The organism is Arthrobacter sp. efr-133-R2A-63, from assembly GCF_030209795.1.
Lineage (GTDB): Bacteria > Actinomycetota > Actinomycetes > Actinomycetales > Micrococcaceae > Arthrobacter > Arthrobacter bambusae_A.
The window spans coordinates 1-23,139 of the sequence record NZ_JARVRG010000004.1; the positions used below are offsets into that span (position 1 = coordinate 1).

Consider the following 23,139-nt stretch of genomic DNA (forward strand, 5'->3'; position numbering starts at 1 on the left):
CCATCTCGAAGAAAAACCCGTCCCAATGCTTGACAAAAACATAGGGACACCCCCCTTGGGGGAGGCCGGTTCGTTTAGCTGTTCTACAGCTTGACGAAGTACGGTTAAGGGGTGTTGAAAACCGCTCTGAAGCCCCGCTGGATCGCAGGACTTGTCTTCGCGCTCCTGCTCTCCGGGGTGTTTGTGCTGCTCAGCCAGTGGCAGTTCGGCAGATCCACCCAGAGCGACGCCCCGGTTGACAACCCCGCGGTGGAGCAAGTCAAGCCGCTTACCGGGGTATTGCAGCCTGGAACGTTCTTCCCGGGCACCGCATCGGACCAAATGGTCAGCGCCAAGGGCAGTTACGACCCCGCCAAGCAGGTCCTTGTGGAGGGCCGGCTTCTGGCAGGGCAAAAAGGGTACTGGGTAGTGAACGCGTTCGCTGTCGACGGCGCCCCCGTCCTGCACGGTGTCGCCGCCTCCGCGAAGACCTGGATCCCCGTGGCCCGCGGCTGGGTGGCCGATCCCGCCCAAGCCGGGCCTCCGCCGTCGGGCACTATCGAACTGACCGGGAGGCTCCTGCCGTCCGAGGCGCCGGTGCCAAACGTCGACGCCGGAGCGGGCCGCGCGTCTGCGGTGTCGGTCGCGGAACTCATCAACACGTGGCAAGTCTCAAGCTATCCCGGCTTCGTCGCCGCGACCTCGGAAGTATCGGCTGGCAAGACCCTCGCCCTTCCGACGCAGCTGAAGCCATTGAACATCCCGGCCCAACCCCCCAACCAACAAATCAACTGGCTCAACCTCTTCTACTCCGTGGAATGGGTGGTCTTTGCAGGATTCGCCCTCTACGTCTGGTGGCGCATGGTGGCCGATGACTACCGGCGCACCCTCGAAGACGACGAGGACGAGCCCGACGACGAATTCCCGTCAGACGATTTGCCAGCAAGTACCAAGCCAGAACAGGTAAAGCCATGATTGAGCCCAAACCGGCCATCCAGCCCGAACAGTCCGGAGAATCTGCCGCCAAGCCAACCGCGGCCAAGAAGCGCCGCTTCGGCGGAACGACTGCCCAGATCCGCTCGGCCTTGAAATTCTACAAAGTCATGGCCTACCTCACCGGTACCATGCTGCTGCTCCTGTGCGCCGAGCTCGTTGCGCGCTATGTGTTCGGCGTGTATCTCTTTGCCGGCGGAACCAACGCAATCACCGGTCAGCCCTTCGGTTTTGGATTCGCGGATGCTGAGTCGAAGGCGGTCCTGGGTGGCGTCAACGTTTCCGTCGGAGTCCTGATCGTCCACGGCTGGATGTACGTGCTGTACCTCATCTCGGACTTCCGCTTGTGGTCGCTCATGCGCTGGCCGTTCATGAAGCTCATCCTGCTCGCCTTGGGCGGCGTTGTCCCTCTCATGTCCTTCATTGTGGAGAAGAAGTTCCACTCGGAGGTAGAGATGGAACTCGCCGCGAATCCGCGGGCGTCCAAGCGCTACTGACGGGCCCGCCACGGCGGGCATTGTGAGATCGCTAACGTCGGGCTGGTTTCCCGGCTTCACGACCGGCTTCAAGGTGCACCGGGGCATCCCGGCAAAGTAGGCTGTTACGGTGACTACTCCCACCGCACCCTTCAGTTCTGAAGCTCAGACTTCCCAGAAGCCGGTGCTGGTTGTTGACTACGGTGCCCAGTACGCGCAGCTGATTGCCCGCCGCGTCCGTGAAGCGAATGTGTACTCGGAAATTGTTCCGCACACGTTCACCACCGAGCAGCTTCTGGCCAAGAACCCGGCAGCGATCATCCTCTCCGGCGGACCTTCCAGCGTTTATGCCGAGGGTGCCCCGAGGGTCGGCGCGGACCTTTTCGAGGCCGGCGTGCCGGTCTTCGGCATTTGCTACGGCTTCCAGGCCATGGCCAACGCGCTCGGCGGCAAAGTCGCGCAAACCGGTTTGCGCGAGTACGGCGCCACCGAGGCCACCACTGTCGGCGAAGCCCGTTCGATCCTTGCCGGCGTTCCGGACTCCCAGAACACCTGGATGAGCCACGGAGACTCGGTTCACGAAGCTCCTGAGGGCTTCGAAGTCCTGGCTACAACTGCAGGCGCACCTGTGGCAGCTTTCGCGAACGAAGAGAAGCATCTCTACGGCGTGCAATGGCACCCGGAAGTAAAGCACTCGGCGCACGGCCAGCAGGTTCTGGAGAACTTCCTGTTCAACGGTGCCGGCCTGAAGCCCAACTGGACCACGGGCAACATCCTCGAAGAGCAAGTGGACCGGATCCGCCGGCAGGTCGGCGATTCCAAAGTCATCTGCGGCCTCTCCGGTGGCGTCGACTCGGCCGTAGCCGCAGCCCTCGTGCAGCGCGCCGTGGGCGATCAGCTGACCTGCGTTTTCGTGGACCACGGGCTGCTGCGCGAAGGTGAAGCCGAACAGGTCGAACGTGACTTCGTTGCCGCAACCGGCGTCAATCTCTATGTCGCCAACGAGCAGGAGCGATTCCTTTCGGCGCTGGCCGGGGTCAGCGACCCCGAGACCAAGCGAAAGATCATCGGCCGCGAGTTCATCCGCGCGTTTGAGGAGGCCGAGCGGGCCATCATCGCCGAGGCCGCATCCGAAGGCGAGAGCATCAAGTTCCTCGTCCAGGGCACCCTGTACCCGGACGTCGTCGAATCCGGCGGCGGCGAAGGTGCCGCGAACATCAAGAGCCACCACAACGTGGGCGGTCTTCCCGAGGACCTGCAGTTCGAACTTGTTGAACCGCTCCGCGCCCTGTTCAAGGACGAGGTTCGCGCAGTGGGCGCACAGCTCGGCTTGCCCCAGGAAATCGTCGGACGCCAGCCGTTCCCCGGACCCGGCCTGGGTATCCGCATTGTCGGCGAAGTGAACAAGGAACGGCTCGAGCTGCTTCGCAAGGCGGACGCCATCGCGCGGGCCGAACTCACCGCGGCCGGACTCGATAACGACGTCTGGCAGATGCCTGTCGTACTCCTCGCCGACGTCCGCAGCGTTGGCGTGCAGGGCGACGGCCGCACCTACGGACACCCGATCGTACTGCGCCCGGTTTCCTCCGAGGACGCCATGACTGCCGACTGGTCGAGGCTGCCGTACGACCTCCTCGCCAGGATCTCCAACAGGATCACCAACGAGGTTGACGGGGTCAACCGCGTGGTACTGGACGTCACCAGCAAGCCGCCGGGAACCATCGAGTGGGAATAGCATCCTGAGTGACCGGTCCCTGTTTGAGGGACCGGTCACTTTGTTTTTCCCCTGAAATCAGGGGTAATTTGCCTTTCCAACAGTGTTGCGGTGCGGACTGCCGGTGGATTCCCGCTACCCTCGAAAGTATGCCGATTTGGTCCAAGTCGTCTCGAGCTAGAACAGAAAAGAAGGCAGCGGTGTCAGTAGGTCAAAGCCACGAAGAGGGCTCCGTAGAGCTTCGGAAATGGCTGTCCGGCCTCAAACCCGTGACTGGCGCGGACACCATGCTGCGCTTCGTCAAGACGCCGGAAGGGTCGATAGACCTTAGCAACGGCCACCCATCAGGCCTGGCGCAGCTCCTCGCCGGGCGCCGAACCCGGCTTTCCACCTTGATCCGGGACCGCCAGCAGTATCTTGTTGCCGCGCGGGCTGCCAGGAACCTTCGCTCAAAGATTTTCGAACTGGGAAACGACCGGGGGATCGACGCCGGTTACCTGTCCTGCGGCACGGTCGTCTGGACGTCGGCCGTGGGCGGAAAGCCCCAACGCGTCTCCGCCCCCGTCATGTTGGCCGCCATCTCACTCACGGCACGGCCGGGCGAAGACGACTACGAGCTGCAACTCACCGAGCAAGCGGGCATCAACCCCGCTTTGGTCCGGCATTTGAAGACCGTCCATGGCATCGTCTTTGACGTCAATGCCGTGAGCCGTATGGCATACAACACCGCACGACTTGACCCCCTGCCGGTCCTTGACCGTCTTGCCACGCTGGTGCAGCCGATCCACGGTGCCGAGGTCACCCCGAATCTCCTCATCACGACGCTGGCAGATCTGTCCGGGAATTTGGAAGACCCCTGGATCAACGAGAACAGCAGCATCGTTGCATCGCTGTTCGAAGCCGCCAACGGCGGGGGCGTGGAACCTGAGCCCATCAAGTCCGGAAGGTTCCCGAACCTCGACGAGCGGGACCCTTCTGAAGAGTCGCTCCTCCTGGATGCGGACTCGGACCAGCAGTACGTCGTGGATGCCGTGCGGGCAGGCGATTCGCTGGTGGTCAGCACCCCGCCAGGCAGCGGCCAGACGCAAACGGCCATCAATGCCATCGGCGCCCTCGTCAACGAGGGCAAATCGGTGCTCGTCGTGGGCGACCGGCGAGCGAGCCTCAACGGTCTGGCGGGCCATTTTGAAGCCCTGGGCCTCGAATCGATGGTCTTCAGGCCGGGCAACGGTGCCACTCCGCAGCAGCTCAAGGGCCAGCTCGTCAGCGCCATCATCCGCAACGAAAAGTCGCTGGAACCCCAGCTTGCCAACCTGCACAAGACCTTGACCGAGCACCGGCATGCCCTCATGGACCATGTCGCGTCTTTGCACAACGTGCGCCAGCGCTGGGGATGTTCGCCCTACCAGGCCATGCAATCGCTCGCGGAACTGACCGCCATCCAACCCGCTCCCGCCACGACCGTGCGCTTGAAGCGCAGTGTCTTGGACAACATCAAGGACCGCGCTGAGTTGGCTGAAAGATTGCGACGCGCCGCCGAGCTTGGCAGCTTCAGCCGGGCATCGACGTCGAGCCCCTGGTACGGGGCGCGCCTGGTCACCCGCAAGGAGACCGAGGAAGCGCAGCAACTGGCCAGCAGCGCCGCGGAACAACTTCCCCAATTGCGGGATCGGATGAACCAGCTCGCGGAGCACTCCGAAATCCGGCTTGGGGCGAACTTCGCCGAATGGGGCGCTCAGCTTGAGCTCCTGATGGCGGTACGGGAAAGCCTGGACAAATTCACCCCGGACATTTTTGACCGGCCGGTCCACGATCTCATCTCGGCTACGGCTACCTCCGCCTGGCGCCGTGAGCGGGGCCTTGAGATGCCCTCGATGCAGCGCTCCCGCTTGCGCCGCGTGGCAAAGGAATATGTGCGCCCGGGTGTCCACATTGCGGATTTGCACAGCTCCTTGGCCCTCGTTCAGGAACAACGGGCCCTCTGGTCCCAGTACGCCACCACCCAGCGCCATCCGGCAGTGCCATCCGGCCTCGCGGATTTGGGCGCCAGCTACCGCGAACTGGACAGGGACCTCCGCCGTCTGGGCGATTGCCTCAAACATACGGCTGCCGGCGGTGATCTGCACGCGAGCCGTTACGAAGAGCTCGTGGAGCGACTTGAGCGCCTTGTTGCCGACACGGGCACCCTGGAAACGCTTCCAGAGCGCACGCTTCTGGTCGAGAACATGCGCGAGCATGGGCTCGCCGAGCTTCTTGCGGACTTGGCCGAACGGGAAGTGCCTGCCGAATCCGTTGCCGCGGAACTGGACCTTGCCTGGTGGCAGTCCGCCCTCGAAGCAATGATCAGCGGCGACGACTACCTCGCCATGTCCGACGGCGATTCCCTGCGCCGGCTTGAAGCCGAGTACCGTCTGGCGGACCACGCGCACATCGCCAGTGGAGCTGCCCGGCTGCGGTGGAGGCTCGCCGAAATGTGGCGGGCCGGAATCGCTGAACATCCCCGCCAATCGGAACTCCTGCGGAACCTGATCAAAGATGGCCGCGTTACCCTCTCGGCGCTGAGCGCCCAGGCACCTGCCCTCGTAGCCCGGCTCGTTCCCGTGTGGTCCATCAGTCCGTACTTGCTGACGAGCCTCCTGCCTGCCGAACAGAAGTTCGATGCGGTGGTGATTCTCGATGCCGAGAGCACGTCCTTGCAGGCTGTGCTGCCTGCCATCGCGCGAGCCCACCAAGTGATTGCCTTCGGCGACGCGAAGATCGGCAACGCCCGCACGTTCAGCGTTGCGGTGGAGCCGCCCATGGCCGGTGCCGCGAGCCAGGACACCGTGGACAGTGCGTTCAGTGCCTTGGCCCGGGTCCTGCCCACGTGGCAGTTGAACTGGGTGTACCGGGCGGTTGACGAAGACCTCCTGCTGCAGTTGAGCAAGAACTACTACGACGGCGGCCTGCGTCGATTGCCGGACGGCCAGTCCGTCACGGGGCTGGACCGCTCGGTAGTGGTTGAATACATCCCGGACGGCACCGGCCTGCCTGGTGCCGACCACGAAGGTGTCGAATCTGTCGCCGCCGAAGTGAACCGCGTAGTTGACCTGGTGTTTCAACACGCCAGCCTCCGGCCGCGGACCTCGCTCGCCGTCGTCACCGCAAGCCTGCGCCATGCCGCAAGGATCGGTGAAGCCATCCGGCTCCAACTTCCCAACTATCCGCTGCTCTCGGGTTTCTTCAACGCCGGCGCGGAGTCCTTCCGCGTGGTGGATCTGGAGCGCGCGCAGGGACTGGTCCGCGACCACATCATTTTCTCGCTGGGCTTCGGGCGCACCCCGCATGGCCGGGCGCTGCACAGTTTCGGCCCTCTGTCCGTCGAAGGCGGGCGAAACAAATTTGCCCTGGCTATGACCCGCTCCCGAAGGTCCATGCACGTCCTGAGCTGCTTCCGTCCGGAAGACCTCGATCTTGACCGGCTGGCCCACGGCGCCGTCGACTTCCATGAACTCCTTGACCGTGAACTGTCGGGGAACTCCGATCTGGGGACACCGGCCACCAGGGCAGCCGCCAGCGAGCAAGCGCTCGGCGAGGATCCGTTGGTGGCGGATCTGGGCGAGCGGCTCCGAGCCCGGGGAGCGCGCGTGTGGCACCACTATGACGGAGTCCTGGACATCGCCGCGGCGGCCGATCCCGTGCACACGATCGGCCGGGATGACAGCGAAATGCCTACGCCGGTGGCCATTGAATCGGATGGCACGGAACGATACCGCCGCATGAGCGTGAGGGAGCGCAGCAGGCTCCGGCCACAGCTCCTGGAACGCCTTGGCTGGCGCTACATGTCGCTGTGGACCATCGAAGTATTCACGGATCCCTCGTCCTGCGCGGATCGCATTGGATCCTATCTGGGACTCGAGAAGCCTGTGGCGCCATCGTATGGTGATGTCCAGGATGGATTCCTGGACATCGATGTTGAACAATTGGAACTGAATAGCCAGGCGGAACCCTCCGCGGCCAGGTCCAGCGGCGCGCAAGGCGCTGGCTCGGGTCCGGCTATCCCCTAAGGAAACGCAATGGCGGAAAGCAAAAGCACTCATTCCAGGCCGCCCGCGGACACCAGCGCCGGAGCGGCAGACGCTGATACCGGGTTGGCCACGCAGGAGAAGGCAGAAGTGAAGCCCGCACCGGAACGGAAGCCGGCAGGAGAAGGTATTCTGCCCAAGAAAGCTTCCGAGGACGATCCGCGCCGTTGGGGCGATGAATCCAGCTACGACCATGACGCTTGGCTGAAGGAACAAAGGCCCCCGCACTGGGGCTGAATGGACCATCATGGTGGTGACTCTCCGGCGGGGTTTCGCATTACCGGTTACCTGGGGGACTGACGAGGACAAAGAACAGTTTCCCGCGTGTGGAAGCCCCGGCCAGGATTTCGGCCTGTTGCGGATTGGCAGCGACAACCACAAGGCCGTCCGCCTCGTTCGTGCCCAACCATTGGCCGGCCTTGCCTCCTTGCGCGGACGTCCACAAAACCGGGACCGCAGCCGCCAGGAGTTCTGATTTCCTGCCGGGCCCTTCGAACCCGTCGGCCGCAGTGAGCACAACGTTGACCAATTGGCCCGGCGAGATGAGTTGAATAGAAGCGGGATCGGCCATGCGCAGCGGAACGGCCGCCGTCGCGGGTGCGGTGCCGGTCAGCAGGCCGGGTCCCAGGATCTGCGCGTCTGTGGGGATCTGCCCCTTCTGCAGGGGCGAGGCGAGCTGCTTTCCCCTATAGGCAGTGCCGGGCGTGAGCGCCCCGGCTGGGATTCCGTCAGGAAGGACTTCGAGTGGTTTGAGGTCGGAATCCGTCAAGCTGGACCCCGCAGGAAGATCCCGCGCGGCGGCCAGGACGATGGCTCGCTGCTCCGAAGCAGGAGTCAATTGATGGACTGCGACCCCGACCGCCACGCATAGCAGGAGTGCCACCACGAGGCGACGGTTGCGGTTCAGCCAGCTAGCGAAGGTGCGGTGCTTGTACTGTCTCTTGGGAGGACCCAAGCGGCCTCCGGCTTTGGAGGGGAAACCCCGAAGACGGCGGGTGTGGGACGCGGCAATCGGCCCCGGCAGGCTATTGCGTGGAATCGATGAAGGCCTGGTTGGACCGAAGCCAGGCGATGCTGAACCGGGGCCTTGGGAAGCGTTCGGGGTTGCGGGCATGCTGCCACGCTAACCGGGCACTAAGGCGCATGGCAGGGCCTTAGTGAGCTATGTGGAAACGTTGAGCTATGTGGAAAACCGGGGGCAACTGGTACCCAGGAATCAGCTCGCGGCAGCCGCAGGAACGGACGCCGGAGCCGGAGATGCGGCAGGTGCCGCGGGAGCGGCCGAAACAGTACTTCCCTTGGAGTCCCGGGAGTCGGTGCGGTAGAAGCCCGATCCCTTGAAGACAACGCCCACGCTGTTGAACTTCTTGCGCAACGATCCTTGGCACTCAGGACAGTCGGACAGGGAGCTGTCCGTGAAAGCCTGAACGATGTCAAAGGCATGTCCGCAGTCTTTGCAGGCATAGGCGTAAGTGGGCACTGGTGATCCTCCTCCGGGACGAACTGCAGGTCCTGTGCTGCCGAGGCGGATTGTTCCGTCCATTAGCAGTCCCAGGGCCTGAGTGCCAATTCTATCATCCGGCGTCGGGACCGGTACTACGGAATGTGGCGAAGCAGACAGGGGAATGTGGCGAAGCAGACAGGCCGGTAAAGCCTCATCATGCGGGCCGAACAAGCTGGACGATCCGATGTGGGGTGAGTGCCTCCGCCACCGGCTTGTCGAACGGTTCGGCCGGGATCGTCCCCGCAGGCAGTACTTCATGGTCGTAGACGACGGCCACAGTCGGCGGACGGTTCCCGTCGGCGTCGAGCTTGTCGAGGAGCCGGTCGTAGTAACCGCCCCCTTGGCCGATGCGGTTTCCACCCTCGTCGACGGCGGTGGCCGGCAGGAAGATTCCGGTCGCATCCTTGATGACGTCACTGTCGAAACGTTCGCCCACCGGCTCGTCGATCGGGGCATACTTTGAGCGGACAAAAGCGGTCTCCTGTGTCCAATAGACCCAGCTCAGACGCCGTTCCGGTTCGCAGACGGGAAGGAGGATCCTGTGCCCGGCCGCGTGGAGCGCAGCGAGCAAAGGCATTGTGGGCGGTTCGGCGGCCACTCCGAGATAGGCCGCGAAAGTCGCGGGTCTCCCATGGGCAACATCAGCCGCCCATGAAACGCCCCGGCGGGCAATCCCCGCTCCAGCCTCTGCGCGCTGTTGCCCGGTCAAGGAGAGCCGGCGCTTGCGGTGATCCCGGCGGATGTCGTCTTTCAAAGTCACTTTTGCTCCATTTCCCGCTGCTGTGCGGCTCAGGGATGGGGAAAGGAACGGTGTGCTCCTTTTGGCCGGCACGTTCCTTTTTGCCCATTGTCCAGTTACTTCCGTTAGATTAGTCCGGTGACTTCCAATAACTGCGCCGTCCGCAAGGCCGTTATCCCTGTAGCCGGACTCGGCACCAGGTTTCTGCCTGCCACTAAAGCCATGCCCAAAGAGATGCTCCCGGTAGTCGACAAACCGGCCATCCAATATGTTGTCGAAGAAGCTGTGAGCGTGGGACTCAATGACGTCCTCATGATCACAGGCCGCAACAAGCGTGCATTGGAAGACCACTTCGACCGGGTACCGGCTTTGGAAGCGACGCTGGAGGCCAAGGGAGACATCACCAAGCTGGACTCGGTGCAGGCCACGAGCAACCTCGGCGATATTCACTACGTCCGCCAGGGCGACCCCAAGGGGCTGGGACACGCAGTGTTGCGTGCAAAGCAGCACGTCGGGTACGAACCTTTCGCGGTTCTTCTCGGCGACGACCTCATCGACGCCCGGGACACGCTCCTCAGCGACATGATCGAGGTCCAGCACAAAACCGGTGGATCCGTTGTGGCCCTCATCGAAGTCGAGCCCTCCCAGATCAGCGCCTACGGCTGCGCGGACATCGAGGACATCGGTGAAGACGGCTACGTCCGCATCAAACAACTTGTCGAAAAGCCTGCTGCCGACGAAGCTCCGTCCAACCTGGCCGTGATCGGCCGGTACGTACTCCACCCCTCGGTGTTCGACGTTCTCGAGAAGACCGAACCGGGCCGTGGGGGAGAGATCCAACTGACGGACGCCCTTCAGGTCCTGGCTGCCGGCGAGGGTGAGGGCAGCGGCGTCTACGGAGTCGTCTTCCGTGGCCGTCGCTACGACACCGGAGACAAGCTCAGCTACCTCAAAGCCTGCGTCCAGCTCGCATGCGACAGCGAAGACCTCGGGCCTGGACTGCGGGAGTGGCTGCCGGGCTTTGCCGCCGGCCTCAGCAAGTAGGTCCTTGTGTGGGGGTCGGCCATATGGCCGGTGACGCTCGAATGCGGCGACCTCATGTTGCGTCCCATTCACTACCGGGACAAGAAGGAATGGACCGAGGTCCGCTCACGCAACAGTGATTGGCTGGCGCCTTGGGAAGCCTCCAACCCGGCCCCGGGTGGTCGCCTTCCCAACTACCGGCAGATGGTGGCTTCCCTCAACGCCCAGGCCCGGCAAGCGAGTGCGCTCCCCTTTGTGATCACGGAGCGTATTCCTGGATTCCAGGAGCCTAGGATCGTAGGGCAGTTGACGGTCTCTTCGATCATGTGGGGATCGGCGATGACGGCCACGCTTGGCTACTGGGTGGACCAGGCCCGGGCCGGCCGCGGAATAGCTCCCACTGCGGTTGCCATGGCCACCGACCATTGCTTCAAAGCCCTTGGCTTGCACCGGATGGAGATCAACATCAGGCCGGAGAACGGGCCGAGCCTGCGAGTTGTCGAGAAGTTGGGATTCCGCGACGAAGGGCGCCGCGAGCGTTTCCTTCACATCAACGGAGAATGGGCTGACCATCGAAGCTTTGCGTTGACCTCGGAAGAGGTCCCCGGAGGCTTGCTGGCCGCTTGGCTTCGGCACGGAGCCAACTAGCCGCTTTCGGCGAATAAGGGTCATAAGTCCATTGATTTGCCGACTCTCCGACGACACACCGTTGGCAATGCGGTGGCCTCCGGCTATTTGCTTCTACGGTTTTGATTGTGGACTTCCCTCTCAGCAGCTCGGTGATATTGGTCATTGCTGTCGCGCTGTGGATCGTTTGGGTTGCGCCATACATACTCCGGAATCGTCGCCAGCACATCCAGATGGCCGGTGACTTCCCAACAGATGTTATTGACGAAGACGCTCATGAACTGCAAGCCGGGGTGGTTCTGTCAATCACCCCTCGGCAGGAGAAAGCAATGGAAACCATGCAGAGCACCGCAACCGCATTGCCCGAGGTATCGGCCGGCGCCGGCGAACGGCGTGATGCTGCATCGGAAACAGCGGTCTTCAAAGTCAGATACGGGCGCTGTGCCCTTGCCCTTGCCGCCGTTCTCCTCCTGCTCGCGGCTGCCGTTTCCGGCGTCCTCCGCATTCTTGGCCTCGTTTCCGCGTGGCTGCCGCTGGGATGCATAGTGGGCGTGGTCGCGACCGTCTTCCTGCTTCGCCGACTGGCCATCCGGGACCGCAGGGCGAAGATGAACAAGGCCTTCCGGAACGCGATGGCCCCTCCAGCCGAGAGTCCCCGCGCAAGCGCTCCTGCAACGGACCGTCCGGCGACCAAGATTTTCGACGCCGAAGCCCACGCCCGTGAAGCGACGCGACTGACCGCCGTCGAACTTCGTCAAGCCGCCCTCAATGTTGCTGTCGCCGCCGGCGACAACACAGTCCGGTTTACAGCGGAATCCAAGGAAGCTGAATGGCAGCCCGTGGACGTCCCCAAACCAACATACGTCGATGCCGCCAAGGCGCCGCGGCCCGCCCCCGAGCCCCTCGACCTGCCTGAGGCTCCCAAGCCCCTCGGCAAGCCGACGTTGAAGCCAGCCAGCGCACCGTCCGTGGGCGCGTCGGTCCAGGCGCAGCACGGCAAGCCCCAGAGCGGCCTCAGCAACCTCGACGACGTCTTGCAGCGCCGCCGGGCATAACCTCCAGTGACTACCGTCTGCGTGGCAGGTGGCACGGGACAAGTGGGCCGTGAAGTCGTCCGTTTGGCGCTCGACGCCGGGCTCGACGTGACGGTGCTGAGCCGCCGCCCGCCGTCGGGCGCGTCACCAGTCCATCGCGACGGCGCGCGCTACTTTCAGGCTGACGTCACCACCAGTGCCGGGCTGGCCGAAGCCCTGCAGGGGGCCGATGTGGTGATCGATTGCTTGGAAGGGCAATTCGGAAAAGCGCGGAGGAAATTCGCCGACGGCGGCGCGCGCCTGCTCGCCGCGGCCACCGTCGCCGGAGTCCGAAAGGCCGTTCTCCTCTCGATCATCAATTGCGACCAGAGCAGCGCGGCGTTTTATGTCTCCAAAGCAGACAAGGAGCGGGTCTACGCACTCTCGTCGCTGGAGACGGTTGTTGTGCGGGCCACCCAATTCCACAGCCTCGTGACGGCGGTTTTCCAGGCGGGCTCGAAAGTCCGCCTCATCCCGGTCTTCAAGGGTGCGCGCTTTCAAACGATTTCGCCGGCGAATGTGGCGTCCGAGTTGCTTGCCGAGGCGTTGCGGGAGCCTTCAGAAGAGCGGCACCGGAGGCGAACCATCGGCGGACCGGACATCCGGTCCATGCGCGAACTTGCTGAGATCTGGCGCAAGGCGTCGGGCCGTGCCGGGCTTCTCGTGGAGGTGCCGTTGCCGGGGGAGATGGGCAGATATCTTCGGAAGGGGCTGAATCTGGTCCCAAGCCAGCGGACCGGGACAGACACGTTCGAGTCGTGGTTGGCAAAGCGCGAAGATAGTTTGTAGCCTAGGGACACTGGCAATGCACAGTTGACCAGGGGCTATAGCTCAGTTGGTAGAGCGCTTCGTTCGCATCGAAGAGGTCAGGAGTTCGAATCTCCTTAGCTCCACAGTGAAGGCCCTCCCACCTGCGGAAACGTTGGGCAGGAGGGTCTTCGTTGTTGCTGGGGTTGCGAAATCACTAACCTGGCACTGACATGGGTCCCGGATTGAGACGGGCTCCGGTGGTTCTGCCCCTTTCGGCCCGTCGAGCCCTTCCCCCTGTTCGGGTGTGAGGAAGCGCAGCGCGTTGGGTGAGGCCCGGTTGTGTTCCATTGCGATCTCGGCAACGTTCTTCACCTGTCCCGGGGAGCCGCCCATGACTTCGGCCAAGCCGGCGGCGGCCATTGAGGAAGCGGAGCCGGCCTCGCCCTGGCAGCCCACTTCGGCGCCGGAGATCGAGGCCTGCTCCTTGTAGAGCACTCCGACGGCGCCCGCGGCAAGCAGGAACTTCAGGGATTTAATGTTGAGGTGACCAGCAGGCCCCTTCGGACCCGACGGGCGTACCGAGCCGATCCCGGACTACGCTAGGTTCGCGACGCCGGGGTAGAGCGGGTGCGCGGCGGCGAGTGCCTCCACGCGGTGACGCAGGCCGGAGAGGTCGGCGTCGGCGATCAGTGCTTCGGCGATGATGTCCGCAACTTCGCGGAACGCCGCTTCACCGAAGCCGCGGGTTGCCAGTGCCGGGGTGCCGATCCGCAGGCCGGAGGTCACCATCGGCGGACGCGGGTCGAACGGAACCGCGTTGCGGTTGACGGTGATGTCGATCGCGGCGAGGCGGTCCTCGGCTAATTGGGTTCCTCCCCGCTCTGTATCGGACCTGAGAGATTCCGCAGAACGCATTGTCGCGTTGTGTTCGGCTTGCACCGTCGGTGAGCCGGACCGAAGCCTGGCTGCTTTCCAGAGTCGCCTCGCCGCGGCGGTACGGGGGCCTGAGAGATTCCTGGGGAGGATTTGCTCCTACGGCGCCTGCCCGGTTGATGGCTGGGAGGACTCTCCCGCCACGGTTCGAAAGGCATATTCAGATTTGGGGTGATTTGGCTCACACCATACACACAACGTCAGTGCCGGGGCAACATCTGCTTGCGGACATTGCTATCGGCAGCGGGTTTACTTGTGCATGGCCTCATGGATCTGGAGCGCAAACCAAAGCTGGGCCAACGTGGAGGTTTCGGTCATGTCGAGCCCCGTCAATTCGCTGATTTTCCGGATGCGGTAGATGATGGTTTGGCGATGGGCGAAGAGCGCCGCGGCAGTCTTTTGCCACGACCTCTGAGTGTCCAAGTAGGTCTTCAAAGTCACGATGAGATCGCCTTCCTGGCTCTGTTCATACGTGAAGATCGGGCCGAGCAGCCGCTGTACCAACGCCGTGCCCTCCTCGAAACTCGTGAGCCCCAGCCAGGAGGGCCCCTCGGCGTAACGGGTCAGGCTTACGGCATTGCCTTTCGCTGAACCGAGCGCCCACAGCGATTCCTGGAGTGCGCGTTGGACGCCCCCGGCAGACGTAGGCGAGCTGATGCCAATCCGGACCCCGGGCCCCGCGCAGTGGATCAAAACGTCATCTGTCACCCCCGCGGTTACCGCCACATGAAGGGTGTTGAGACGCCGCAGGCAAGCGACCTGAAGTCCGTGGCGCCACAGTTCCACGTGAATGTTCGCCAGCCGCTCGCCGTCGTCGGCCCCTATCGAAACCACCACGAAATTCTGCGCGGAAATCTCAAAATGGCCGAGCCTGATCTCCAGTTCCGCGATCCCGAGGCGCCCATCGAACGCCTGCAGGAGGAATTCGCCTGCTAGGTGGTGCCGCCCTTCCAGGGACAGGGCCGTTCGCGAGAGTTCCAGTCCCAGCACCGTCGCCGCATGCAGAAGCACGACGGCGTCAGGGTGCGGATCGCTTTTCGGCAGCACCACCAGGACCGCATTGGCGTGGGTGGGGATGTCCATCATCAACACGTGCCGGTCCCGAAGCCGATGCCATTGGAACTTCTTTCCGGTCATGGGTATATGTCCCGTCAGGGGGGCCAATTCCGCTTGCAGGAAGTCCGGCAGCGGCTCACCGTCCGGGTGCCAGGGATGGAGGCATCGCCGGTCCACGACGAAAAGCTCCGCATTGAGCTCAGCCGCGAGTCCTTGGAGAAGGCCTTGCCAATGGTCCTCAATTGTTCCCGCCGTACGAAGCAAGTCATACACCCGTGCGGTCTGACGCAGGCGTCGCGATTCCTCCAAAAGGGAAGCTTCAGCCACGGTTCGAGCGATAGCGATGAAGGGCAATGGATACGGAATGCTAATCAGCGGCAGCGGCAACTGCTCGCAGGCCGCCAGGAACTCCGGCAGCAGCTCCGGAGCATGCATCTTTTCCCCGATGGCAAGGGCACTGGCACCTGCATCGACGAGCGCCTCGGCGAGCGCAACCTGGCCTTGGGGGTCGGCGGGGATGGACAGGCCATTGGTCATCATCAGTTCGCCGCCGGTGACCCATTCCCACAGCCTCGGCAGGTCGGAGGTGTGTGCCCAGGTGATCCGGTTGTCCCTACCCTCCGACCCGGCCAAAAACGTGAGTCCTAGCTGAGGTTCCGCCACGAGCTCAGCCACAGTAATCGCCATGAAAATGCGCTCCCGAATCGTTGGGTTCCGGCCGATTTCACGGTGCTTAGACATTTGTATAAGAGCCTCGGCCATTTGTAGTCAATCTACCGCTATGCGTCGTGATGCACGTCACTAAGAATTGGATTACCTACTTCCCGCTCAAAGGCGAGCACCCCCACATCCCAACACCGCTGCCAGCGTCGCCGCCCGGCAGCAAGCTACCGAAGGATCCCGGCATGACAACGCATCAGCCCATCGGCCCCGTCGACGCAACAAAAGTTCCCCGGTATGCGGGCCTCGGCACTTTCGCCAGGCTTCCCCAAATCGACCGCGTCCCGGACTACGACATTGCGATCGTCGGCGTACCGTTCGACGGCGGAACGTCCTTCCGGCCCGGCGCCCGTTTCGGTCCTGCCGCGGTCCGCGAAGCCTCCCGGCTTCTGCGTCCCGGGTACCATCCGGAATTGGACGTTGAGCCCGTCAACGAAGTCCAGGTTGTGGACGCCGGCGACATCGCCTGCACCCCCTACGACATCGCACGGGCCGTCCGTGAAATCGAAGAGCAGGCATTGCCCCTGATTAGTGAGGACAAGAAGCTCATCTCGATCGGTGGCGACCACACCATCGCCCTCCCGATGCTCAGGGCCCTGAACAAAGTCCACGGACCGGTCGCGTTGCTGCACTTCGATGCCCACCTGGATACATGGGACACCTACTTCGACCAGCCGGTCACACACGGAACCATCTTCCGGCGGGCGTTCGAGGAAGGCCTCCTCGTGGAAGATAGGTCCATGCACGTCGGAATCCGCGGGCCGGTCTATGACCGCAACGATTTCCTCCGCGACCATGAATTCGGATTCCAGATCATCCGCTGCTCGGACCTGGACGTCATAGGCGTTCCCGCCGCCATTGCTCGGGTCAAGGAGCGGCTCGGCGACACCCCGGTCTACGTCTCCATCGACATCGACGTCCTGGACCCCTCCTATGCGCCGGGCACCGGCACCCCTGAGATGGGCGGACTCCACTCCCGGGAGCTGCTGGCCCTGCTCCGCGGACTGGATGGCATTAACATCGTCGGTGCCGACGTCGTCGAGGTCGCGCCGGCCTACGACCATGCAGACATCACCTCGGTGGCCGCGGCCACCCTTGTCTTCGACCTCCTCGCGCTGATGGTGAATCGCGGCAAGGCCGAAACGTCCGCTGTCCGTCAATTGCAAGCAGCATCCTGGACCGCATCATGAGCACCCGAAGCAATCCCGCCGCTGTCACCGAAGTGCCCAGACTCGAAGACAAAACCATTCAGCCCATCCCGTTGAACGAACGCCACGGAAAAGCGCGGGACCTCTTCACCATCTGGTTCGGGTCCAACATCATGATCATGACCATCGTTACCGGCGGACTCGCCACGACGGTGTTCGGGCTAAGCTTTGTGCCTGCCATCGTGGGAATCATCCTCGGAAACGTCATCGGTGGCATCTTCATGGCGCTGCACTCCGCCCAAGGACCGCAATTGGGCGTGGCACAGATGATCCAGACCCGCGGCCAATTCGGCTCCTTCGGAGCACTACTGATCGTTGTCATCGTGGTGATCATGTACGTCGGATTCTTCGCCGCGAACCTGGTCTTTGGCGGCGAGGCAATGGCCGCAGTCAGCCCGGACATCAGTGTTGACGCGGGCATCATCATCATCGGCGTCGTGAGCGTTGTTGCCACGATTTTCGGCTACCGGCTCATTCACGCCTACGCTCGGTTCCTCAGCATCGTGGCTGGTTTGGCGTTGCTTCTGGCCTTCGTCTGGATCATGTTCGTCCACGGGCTGCCTGCCACTTTCCTCTACCAGGGAAACTTCAACTGGGTCGGCTTCATGGCCACCGTCTCCGTATCCGCCTTGTGGCAGCTCGCCTACGCTCCGTACGTCTCGGACTACTCCCGCTACATGCCGCAAGGCACCGGCTCGGGTCCGGCGTTCTGGGCCTCCTACTCAGGCTGCGTCCTGGGCACGCTCTTCCCGATGATCCTGGGCGCCCTGGTGGGAACCTTGGCGGTCACGATGGGCGCAGACGCCGGCAACGTCGAAATCGTCGGCAGCATGGGAGCGTTGCTCCAGCCATGGACCCTGGCAGTCGTGGGAATCTTCTGCCTCGGCGTTGCAGCCTCGAACGCCATGAATCTCTACTGCGGCGTGCTGTGCAGCCTCACTATTGGCCAGACGTTCAAGCCGAACTGGCTGCCCCGCGCCAAGACCCGAAGCGTTGCGGCAATCATCCTCTTTACCTTCGCACTCCTGATCTCGCTGTTCGCACGCGACAATTTCATCCTGTTTTACACCAACTTCCTTTCCTTCCTGATGTACGTGCTGGTTCCCTGGACGGCCATCAACCTGGTCGACTACTACCTTCTCCGGCACGGCGACTACAGGGTTGAAGACTTCTTCAAGCGCGACGGCGGAGTGTACGGGCGCTTCAACTGGGTGGCCATCGGAGCCTACGTGGCAGGCGCCCTGGTCCAGCTTCCTTTCTCGGCAACAGCGATCTACACCGGGCCCGTCGCAGCGGCAATGGGTGGCGTGGACCTCTCATGGATCGTTGGCCTCGTTGTGGTTGCCCCGCTCTACTACGTCGCGGCACGCGTGTTCCGGAAGAAGGCCGAGGCCACAACGTTCCAGGCCCCCGTACTCGCAAGCGACTTGGTCTGACGCACCGCAGACCATCCGCCTGTACTTCCCATAAACTCCCGACGCCACGACCGGCGCTAGAAAACAAGGGCAAAATCATGACACTCATCAACACCGAACAGTTCATCGTCCGCCGCGTGAGCGAAGACAGCAGCTCCCCTGCAGCCCACCACGCCTCGGGCATCGTGCCATTGCCTCTGCCGCCCGGCGGGCACTTCATTGGAGGATCGTTTGTTCCGGGCACCTCTACCCACCTCATCGACGTCGTAGATCCCGCCACTGGACTGGTCATCGCCTCCGTGCAGGCCGGCACAGCCGCGGACGTTGACGTTGCTGTTGAAGCCGCCGTGGCTGCCCAGAAATCCTGGGGCGCCACCACGCCGAAGGAGCGGTCCGAGGTCTTGAACATGATCGCCAACATCATTGAAGCCAACCGTGAAGTCTTCGAAATCATCGAGTCCGCCAACACCGGCAAGCCGCGAACCGTTGCTGAGGACGATGTCTCCAGCACTATTGATACTTTCCGTTTCATGGCCGGAGCATCCCGCACGCTGACGTCCATGGCTGGCGGGGACTATGCGACCGGGCACACCTCGGTGATCCTCAGGGAGCCCGTGGGCGTGGTTGGCGTCATCACCCCGTGGAACTACCCGTTGCTGATGGCTGCCTGGAAGATCGCGCCCATCCTGGCCGCCGGAAACAGCATCGTCCTCAAGCCGTCGGAGCAGACACCGCTCTCGACGCTAAAGCTCGCGGAACTCCTGGCCGGACGTATTCCGGACGGAATCCTCAATGTTGTGACGGGACAGGGCCGGACCGTCGGACAGCGGATTTCCGAACACCCTGACGTTGCCCTCGTCGCCTTGACGGGGAGCGTTGTCAGCGGGCAGGCCGTCGCGGAGACCGCGGCCAAATCGGTCAAGCGTGTTCATCTGGAACTCGGCGGCAAGGCTCCGGTTGTTGTGTTTGCAGACGCGGACCTCCGTGCTGCCGCCGCCGGCGTGCGAAACGCCGGGTACTGGAATGCCGGGCAGGACTGTGGCGCTGCGTGCCGCGTACTTGTGCACGAGTCGGTGGCTGCCGAGTTCACGGAACATTTGGTGCGTGAAGTCAGCACCCTGGTGGTCGGCGCTCCGGGGGCAGGGGACGACGTGGAAATCGGTCCCATGATTTCCCACCCGCACTTCGAACGAGTCAAGGAATCGCTGGCCGAGGCTAAAGCCGCCGGCCTGCACATAGCCATCGGAGGTTCTGCCCTCGAAGGACCCGGCTACTTCATCGAACCCACGGTCATCAGCAACGTGCCGGCCGGGGCGCCTATCGCCACCCACGAGATCTTTGGTCCCGTGGTCACGGTCGAGACTTTCACTTCCACCGATGAAGCCATTGCACGGGCAAACGAGAGTCCCTACGGACTGTCTGCCTCGGTATGGACCCGGGATTCAAGCCTCTCCTTGAGCGTTCCAAAGCAACTCGACTTCGGTACGGTCTGGGTAAATTCACACTTGGTGTTGGCTTGCGAGGTACCGTGGGGCGGATTCAAGGGATCCGGCTACGGCCGGGACCTCTCGCTTTACGCCCTGGACGATTACTCCCGCACCAAGCACCTTATGATCAACCACGGCGCATGAGCGTTCAGACAAGCAACGGAGCTTAGCAATGACCACCGCGAACCTTCCCGGCACATCAGTCTCGTCGCGCGCGGCCACCCCGCCGGCCCCTTTCGGAACAGACGTCACCTGGACCAATTGGGGCGGGAACCAAAGCGCCACGCCGGCCTTCACCGTCCGGCCGCGGACTGAACAAGAAGCGCTCGACGCCGTTCGTTTCGCGATCCGCGAAGGCTTGCCCGTGCGGGCGGTCGGCTCAGGGCATTCGTCCTCACCGCTGGTCCAGACGGGGGGCGTCCTGATGGACATGTCCGCACTGTCGGGCATCACCGGAACCGACCCTGTCCGGCGTCGCGCCAGGGCCCTTGCAGGCACCACGATCAATGCCTTCGGCGATCCATTGTGGGAGCAAGGCCTCGCGCTGAGCAACCAGGGAGACATCGACAAACAGCAGATTGCTGGGGCGCTTTCAACCAGCACCCACGGTTCCGGGAAGGACCTGGGTAGCTTCTCCTCAAGCCTTCGTTGGGTGAAGCTGATCAATGGTTACGGCGAGATCGTCGAAATCGGCGAGGGGCAGCTCCGCGAACTCAGGGCAGCCCAGGTGGCTTTGGGTACCCTGGGGATCTTCCTTGAGGTGGAGTTGGCGGTTGAGGAGCGCTACTACCTGCAAGAACAAATCACCTATCCCACGTGGGCGGAGACCAAGGCAACGTGGCAGTCCGACATCGACGAGAACCGCCATTACTCGTTCCTCTGGTGCCCGGAAGAAGGTTCGTGCGAGCTCTTGGACCTCCCGGGCGCGCCGGGCCTTAGCATGGCAAACCGCAGCTACACCAAACGGTACAATATCGCGCAGATCCAGGACGAGGGCGAAATTTCGGGTACGGAAGGTGCCCGGCTCGACCGTTCGTACCGGATTTACCCGGGCGGATTCACCACGCCGTTCCATGAACTCGAGTACTTTGTGCCGAGCGAAGTCGGACTGGCCGCCGTCGAGGCCGTCCAGGACCTGATCCGAACCAAACACCCTGACCAAAAATACCCCGTGGAGGTTCGCTGGGTGAAGGCCGATGAAGGCTACATGTCCCAGTTCCAGGGACGTGACACCACCGTCATCACCCTGACCACCGAACCCGGGACCGACTACTGGCAGTTCTTCCGCGATGCCGATACGGTGCTGCAGGAATTCGAGCCACGAGCGCACTGGGGAAAGATCCACTTTATGACCAGGAGCCGCTTGGAACGCCTCTACCCGGAGCTGGACACCTTCATCCAGATACGTCGCGAGTTCGATCCGCGCGGCATATTCCTCAACGACCACACCCGCGCCCTTGTAAGTTAATTGGCCGCCCCTGAAGGTCCGCCGCGTAAACGCCCACTATCGGGAGTAGAGGGGTCGGTGTTGCGTTAGGGTGGGACACGAAGGCCTCCTGGGTGAGCAGCGGTTCTTTGACAGCTCCACTCCACCCCGGGAGGCCTTCGTCATGGCGGAAATCTATGCCGTGTTCTCACACGACTTCAACCAATGTCCCTGGGTGGGCAGTACGTCTGGCCGCTACGTCGGCATCGCGTCACGCTACGCAATTTTTTGGGCCCCGGGCTCTTCCGAAACCCCGGAATCCCGGGCTTGATGTCTCTCGGGAGCGTCAAAAACCTGCTCGGCGTGACACGGTTCCTCCTCAGGCCCACCTCCTTCAGCTCAGCCGCTCCGCCAGGGACACGATGATTCCCTCCGGACCGCGCACGTAGGCCATTCGCCAGGCACCCTCGTACTGGCCGATGCCACCGACCAGCCCATACCCCTCCGCAGCCAGCCGATCGACCCGCGCCTGAAGATCGTCGACTTCGAAGGACAAGCTGCGCAGTCCGAGTTCGTTGGCCATGGCGGCAGGCGATCCCGGCTGGGGGTCCGGCCTGACGAAGCTGGAAAGCTCCACGCCGGTTCCTCCGTCAGATGTTCTCAACATGACGATCTCCGTACGGGAATCCGGGATCGCTGTGACCGTGTCAATGAAATCGCCCTCCACGAACGTCCGGCCTTCGACTTCGAGCCCGAGTCCGACGAAGAACGCCGTCACCTTATTGAGGTCCCGAACCGTGACACCGACATGGTCGAACCGCATGATGCGCGACATGGGAAAAGCCTCCAGATCTTCGTTTGCGCGGCCCCGGAGGAGCCCACAGCGGACTCTACGGCGGATTCACGTGGAGAGAAAGAACTCTGTTCAGGGTGGGGATACTGTTCCGCCCGACTGCGGGAGGAGTTTCGGCACGCTCACCGGTGAGTGGGCGCCCCGTGCGTAGGCTGGGGGAGTGGCCATGCATAAGAGTCAGCTCAGTCTGGACCGGTCTGAAGCAGTGCGGTTGGTGCGAGGGCTTTTTCCTTCGTTCACCGAATCGGAGGTCACAGCGGTCGAGAGTACCGGGACGGTCAACTACCTGTATCGGGTGGGAACCCGCACCGCCGTCAGGTTCCCGATGCAAGGCGGCGACGCTCGCGAAGTCCGTGCAGTCCTCCTAGCGGAACACGCCGCAATGCTCGAGTTCGCCGCAGCGAGCATGGTGCCGTCTCCGTTGCCAGTTGCGATTGGTGACCCCGGCAGGGATTATCCATTGCCGTGGTCTGTCCAAACGTGGATCGAGGGCGAGATTGCGACCCCAGGCTCGGTCGCGTCATCCACATCGTTCGCGTTGGACGTCGCAGCGCTCATCGGGAGCCTTCGGCAGGCGGATACTAAGGGTCGCTCATTTTCCGGCGAGGGCCGCGGTGGGGAACTGACAGCGCACGACGGGTGGATCGCGCATTGCCTGCAACGAAGCGAAGGACTCTTGCCGGTGGATCGGCTCCGCCGGGCCTGGGGATCGTTCAGATCACTGCCTCGTCTAGGTGACGATGTGATGTGCCATAAGGATCTCATTCCCGGAAATGTGGTCCTTAGGGACGGTCGCCTCGCGGGGATCCTGGACACTGGTGGCTTCGGCCCTGCTGACCCGGCGCTCGACCTCGTTGCCGCCTGGCACATGCTCGACTTCTCACGACGGGAAACCCTGCGAACCAGCCTCGCGATCGGGGACCTTGAGTGGAGGCGGGGCGCCGCTTGGGCCTACCAGCAGGCAATCGGGCTCGTCTGGTACTACGCCGAATCGAATCCGACAATGAGCGCACTTGGGCGGAGCACGCTGATTCGCCTGCTCACGGATCCGATCCTGGGGTTGTAGAACGGATGCCGCCGGACATCTTGTGCCATGTCA

Annotated in this window: 19 protein-coding genes, 1 tRNA gene, 2 pseudogenes and 1 riboswitch; of the genes and pseudogenes, 15 read left to right on the forward strand and 7 right to left on the reverse strand. The window is 63.0% G+C overall.

Going from position 1 to position 23,139, the window contains the following annotated elements; genetic code table 11:
* Positions 1 to 111 precede the first annotated feature (111 nt).
* The 5 genes from QRN45_RS00595 to QRN45_RS20980 all read left to right on the forward strand — a co-directional run bounded on the left by QRN45_RS00595 (position 112) and on the right by QRN45_RS20980 (position 7,463).
* Positions 112 to 954: an SURF1 family protein gene (locus QRN45_RS00595; protein WP_241709808.1), complete on the forward strand. Its 843-nt coding sequence runs from the start codon at positions 112 to 114 to the stop codon at positions 952 to 954.
* Positions 951 to 1,469, forward strand: coding sequence for a DUF3817 domain-containing protein (locus QRN45_RS00600; protein ID WP_241709807.1), 519 nt, complete (start codon positions 951 to 953; stop codon positions 1,467 to 1,469). Before QRN45_RS00595 ends, QRN45_RS00600 begins: the two co-directional genes overlap by 4 nt.
* A 109-nt stretch (positions 1,470 to 1,578) precedes the next feature.
* Positions 1,579 to 3,183, forward strand: coding sequence for a glutamine-hydrolyzing GMP synthase (gene guaA, locus QRN45_RS00605; protein ID WP_241709806.1), 1,605 nt, complete (start codon positions 1,579 to 1,581; stop codon positions 3,181 to 3,183).
* 128 nt (positions 3,184 to 3,311) lie between these two features.
* Positions 3,312 to 7,208, forward strand: a complete 3,897-nt coding sequence (locus tag QRN45_RS00610) for an AAA family ATPase (RefSeq protein ID WP_372489687.1) — start codon at positions 3,312 to 3,314, stop codon at positions 7,206 to 7,208.
* Between the two features lie 9 nt (positions 7,209 to 7,217).
* Entirely contained in the window at positions 7,218 to 7,463 is a 246-nt protein-coding gene (locus tag QRN45_RS20980; protein ID WP_372489686.1) for a hypothetical protein, read from the forward strand.
* Positions 7,464 to 7,503: 40 nt separating this feature from the next.
* Here the strand turns inward: QRN45_RS20980 and cpaB are convergent, their stop codons facing one another.
* From cpaB to QRN45_RS00625, 3 genes are all read right to left on the reverse strand, one after another.
* Positions 7,504 to 8,181 carry a Flp pilus assembly protein CpaB gene (gene cpaB / locus QRN45_RS00615; protein WP_241709805.1) on the reverse strand — a complete coding sequence of 226 codons (678 nt, stop codon included), beginning with the start codon at positions 8,179 to 8,181 and terminating at the stop codon, positions 7,504 to 7,506.
* Positions 8,182 to 8,442: 261 nt separating this feature from the next.
* Positions 8,443 to 8,706, reverse strand: coding sequence for an FmdB family zinc ribbon protein (locus QRN45_RS00620; protein ID WP_059387425.1), 264 nt, complete (start codon positions 8,704 to 8,706; stop codon positions 8,443 to 8,445).
* A gap of 178 nt (positions 8,707 to 8,884) precedes the next feature.
* The gene (locus QRN45_RS00625; protein WP_284762155.1) at positions 8,885 to 9,490 is read right to left on the reverse strand and encodes a 5-formyltetrahydrofolate cyclo-ligase; all 606 of its coding nucleotides are present in this window, start codon (positions 9,488 to 9,490) and stop codon (positions 8,885 to 8,887) included.
* A 117-nt stretch (positions 9,491 to 9,607) separates the two neighbouring features.
* Between QRN45_RS00625 and galU the strand changes: the two genes are divergently transcribed.
* The 5 genes from galU to QRN45_RS00650 all read left to right on the forward strand — a co-directional run bounded on the left by galU (position 9,608) and on the right by QRN45_RS00650 (position 13,085).
* Complete coding sequence (galU, locus tag QRN45_RS00630; protein WP_078108149.1) at positions 9,608 to 10,513, forward strand: UTP--glucose-1-phosphate uridylyltransferase GalU; 906 nt, start codon at positions 9,608 to 9,610, stop codon at positions 10,511 to 10,513.
* A 54-nt stretch (positions 10,514 to 10,567) separates the two neighbouring features.
* The gene (locus tag QRN45_RS00635; RefSeq protein WP_171983522.1) at positions 10,568 to 11,140 is read left to right on the forward strand and encodes a GNAT family N-acetyltransferase; all 573 of its coding nucleotides are present in this window, start codon (positions 10,568 to 10,570) and stop codon (positions 11,138 to 11,140) included.
* A 308-nt stretch (positions 11,141 to 11,448) separates the two neighbouring features.
* Positions 11,449 to 12,174 carry a hypothetical protein gene (locus QRN45_RS00640; RefSeq protein WP_308196819.1) on the forward strand — a complete coding sequence of 242 codons (726 nt, stop codon included), beginning with the start codon at positions 11,449 to 11,451 and terminating at the stop codon, positions 12,172 to 12,174.
* A 21-nt stretch (positions 12,175 to 12,195) separates the two neighbouring features.
* Entirely contained in the window at positions 12,196 to 12,981 is a 786-nt protein-coding gene (locus QRN45_RS00645) for an SDR family oxidoreductase (protein WP_284762365.1), read from the forward strand.
* Between the two features lie 31 nt (positions 12,982 to 13,012).
* Positions 13,013 to 13,085: transfer RNA gene (locus tag QRN45_RS00650), tRNA-Ala, on the forward strand.
* Between the two features lie 193 nt (positions 13,086 to 13,278).
* Here QRN45_RS00650 and QRN45_RS00655 read toward each other — a convergent pair.
* The 3 genes and pseudogenes from QRN45_RS00655 to QRN45_RS00665 all read right to left on the reverse strand — a co-directional run.
* Positions 13,279 to 13,470 (reverse strand): annotated as a pseudogene (locus QRN45_RS00655) (L-serine ammonia-lyase, iron-sulfur-dependent, subunit alpha); the annotation flags it as partial.
* A gap of 66 nt (positions 13,471 to 13,536) precedes the next feature.
* Positions 13,537 to 13,809, reverse strand: a pseudogene (locus QRN45_RS00660) (serine hydroxymethyltransferase); the annotation flags it as partial.
* A 115-nt stretch (positions 13,810 to 13,924) separates the two neighbouring features.
* A riboswitch (glycine riboswitch) is annotated at positions 13,925 to 14,025 on the reverse strand.
* A gap of 99 nt (positions 14,026 to 14,124) precedes the next feature.
* Positions 14,125 to 15,618: a PucR family transcriptional regulator gene (locus QRN45_RS00665; protein ID WP_284762158.1), complete on the reverse strand. Its 1,494-nt coding sequence runs from the start codon at positions 15,616 to 15,618 to the stop codon at positions 14,125 to 14,127.
* Between the two features lie 218 nt (positions 15,619 to 15,836).
* Between QRN45_RS00665 and speB the strand changes: the two genes are divergently transcribed.
* The 4 genes from speB (at position 15,837) to QRN45_RS00685 (ending at position 21,229) form a co-directional block, all read left to right on the forward strand.
* Complete coding sequence (speB, locus tag QRN45_RS00670; RefSeq protein ID WP_078108213.1) at positions 15,837 to 16,841, forward strand: agmatinase; 1,005 nt, start codon at positions 15,837 to 15,839, stop codon at positions 16,839 to 16,841.
* The gene (locus QRN45_RS00675) at positions 16,838 to 18,295 is read left to right on the forward strand and encodes a purine-cytosine permease family protein (protein ID WP_078108214.1); all 1,458 of its coding nucleotides are present in this window, start codon (positions 16,838 to 16,840) and stop codon (positions 18,293 to 18,295) included. Before speB ends, QRN45_RS00675 begins: the two co-directional genes overlap by 4 nt.
* Before the next feature lie 77 nt (positions 18,296 to 18,372).
* A complete protein-coding gene (locus QRN45_RS00680; protein ID WP_241709802.1) occupies positions 18,373 to 19,905 on the forward strand; it encodes an aldehyde dehydrogenase family protein in 1,533 nt (510 codons plus the stop codon).
* A gap of 28 nt (positions 19,906 to 19,933) precedes the next feature.
* Positions 19,934 to 21,229, forward strand: a complete 1,296-nt coding sequence (locus QRN45_RS00685; protein ID WP_241709801.1) for a D-arabinono-1,4-lactone oxidase — start codon at positions 19,934 to 19,936, stop codon at positions 21,227 to 21,229.
* 352 nt (positions 21,230 to 21,581) lie between these two features.
* On the opposite strand, the gene QRN45_RS00690 is transcribed toward QRN45_RS00685, so the two are convergent.
* Entirely contained in the window at positions 21,582 to 22,022 is a 441-nt protein-coding gene (locus QRN45_RS00690; RefSeq protein ID WP_241709800.1) for a VOC family protein, read from the reverse strand.
* A gap of 184 nt (positions 22,023 to 22,206) precedes the next feature.
* Here QRN45_RS00690 and QRN45_RS00695 point away from each other — a divergent pair, with 184 nt between their 5' ends.
* Positions 22,207 to 23,106, forward strand: a complete 900-nt coding sequence (locus QRN45_RS00695; RefSeq protein WP_274619731.1) for a phosphotransferase — start codon at positions 22,207 to 22,209, stop codon at positions 23,104 to 23,106.
* The last annotated feature ends 33 nt before the right edge of the window (positions 23,107 to 23,139 follow it).

Bases quoted from the DNA above. Each gene is read 5' to 3' on its own strand.
- QRN45_RS00680 (WP_241709802.1), top strand. From the start codon at position 18,373: ATGACACTCATCAACACCGAACAGTTCATCGTCCGCCGCGTGAGCGAA.
- QRN45_RS20980 (WP_372489686.1), top strand. From the start codon at position 7,218: ATGGCGGAAAGCAAAAGCACTCATTCCAGGCCGCCCGCGGACACCAGC.
- QRN45_RS00640 (WP_308196819.1), top strand. From the start codon at position 11,449: ATGGAAACCATGCAGAGCACCGCAACCGCATTGCCCGAGGTATCGGCC.
- QRN45_RS00675 (WP_078108214.1), top strand. From the start codon at position 16,838: ATGAGCACCCGAAGCAATCCCGCCGCTGTCACCGAAGTGCCCAGACTC.
- QRN45_RS00600 (WP_241709807.1), top strand. From the start codon at position 951: ATGATTGAGCCCAAACCGGCCATCCAGCCCGAACAGTCCGGAGAATCT.
- QRN45_RS00685 (WP_241709801.1), top strand. From the start codon at position 19,934: ATGACCACCGCGAACCTTCCCGGCACATCAGTCTCGTCGCGCGCGGCC.
- QRN45_RS00635 (WP_171983522.1), top strand. From the start codon at position 10,568: ATGTTGCGTCCCATTCACTACCGGGACAAGAAGGAATGGACCGAGGTC.
- QRN45_RS00690 (WP_241709800.1), bottom strand. From the start codon at position 22,022: ATGTCGCGCATCATGCGGTTCGACCATGTCGGTGTCACGGTTCGGGAC.
- QRN45_RS00610 (WP_372489687.1), top strand. From the start codon at position 3,312: ATGCCGATTTGGTCCAAGTCGTCTCGAGCTAGAACAGAAAAGAAGGCA.
- speB (WP_078108213.1), top strand. From the start codon at position 15,837: ATGACAACGCATCAGCCCATCGGCCCCGTCGACGCAACAAAAGTTCCC.
- QRN45_RS00695 (WP_274619731.1), top strand. From the start codon at position 22,207: ATGCATAAGAGTCAGCTCAGTCTGGACCGGTCTGAAGCAGTGCGGTTG.
- QRN45_RS00665 (WP_284762158.1), bottom strand. From the start codon at position 15,618: ATGGCGATTACTGTGGCTGAGCTCGTGGCGGAACCTCAGCTAGGACTC.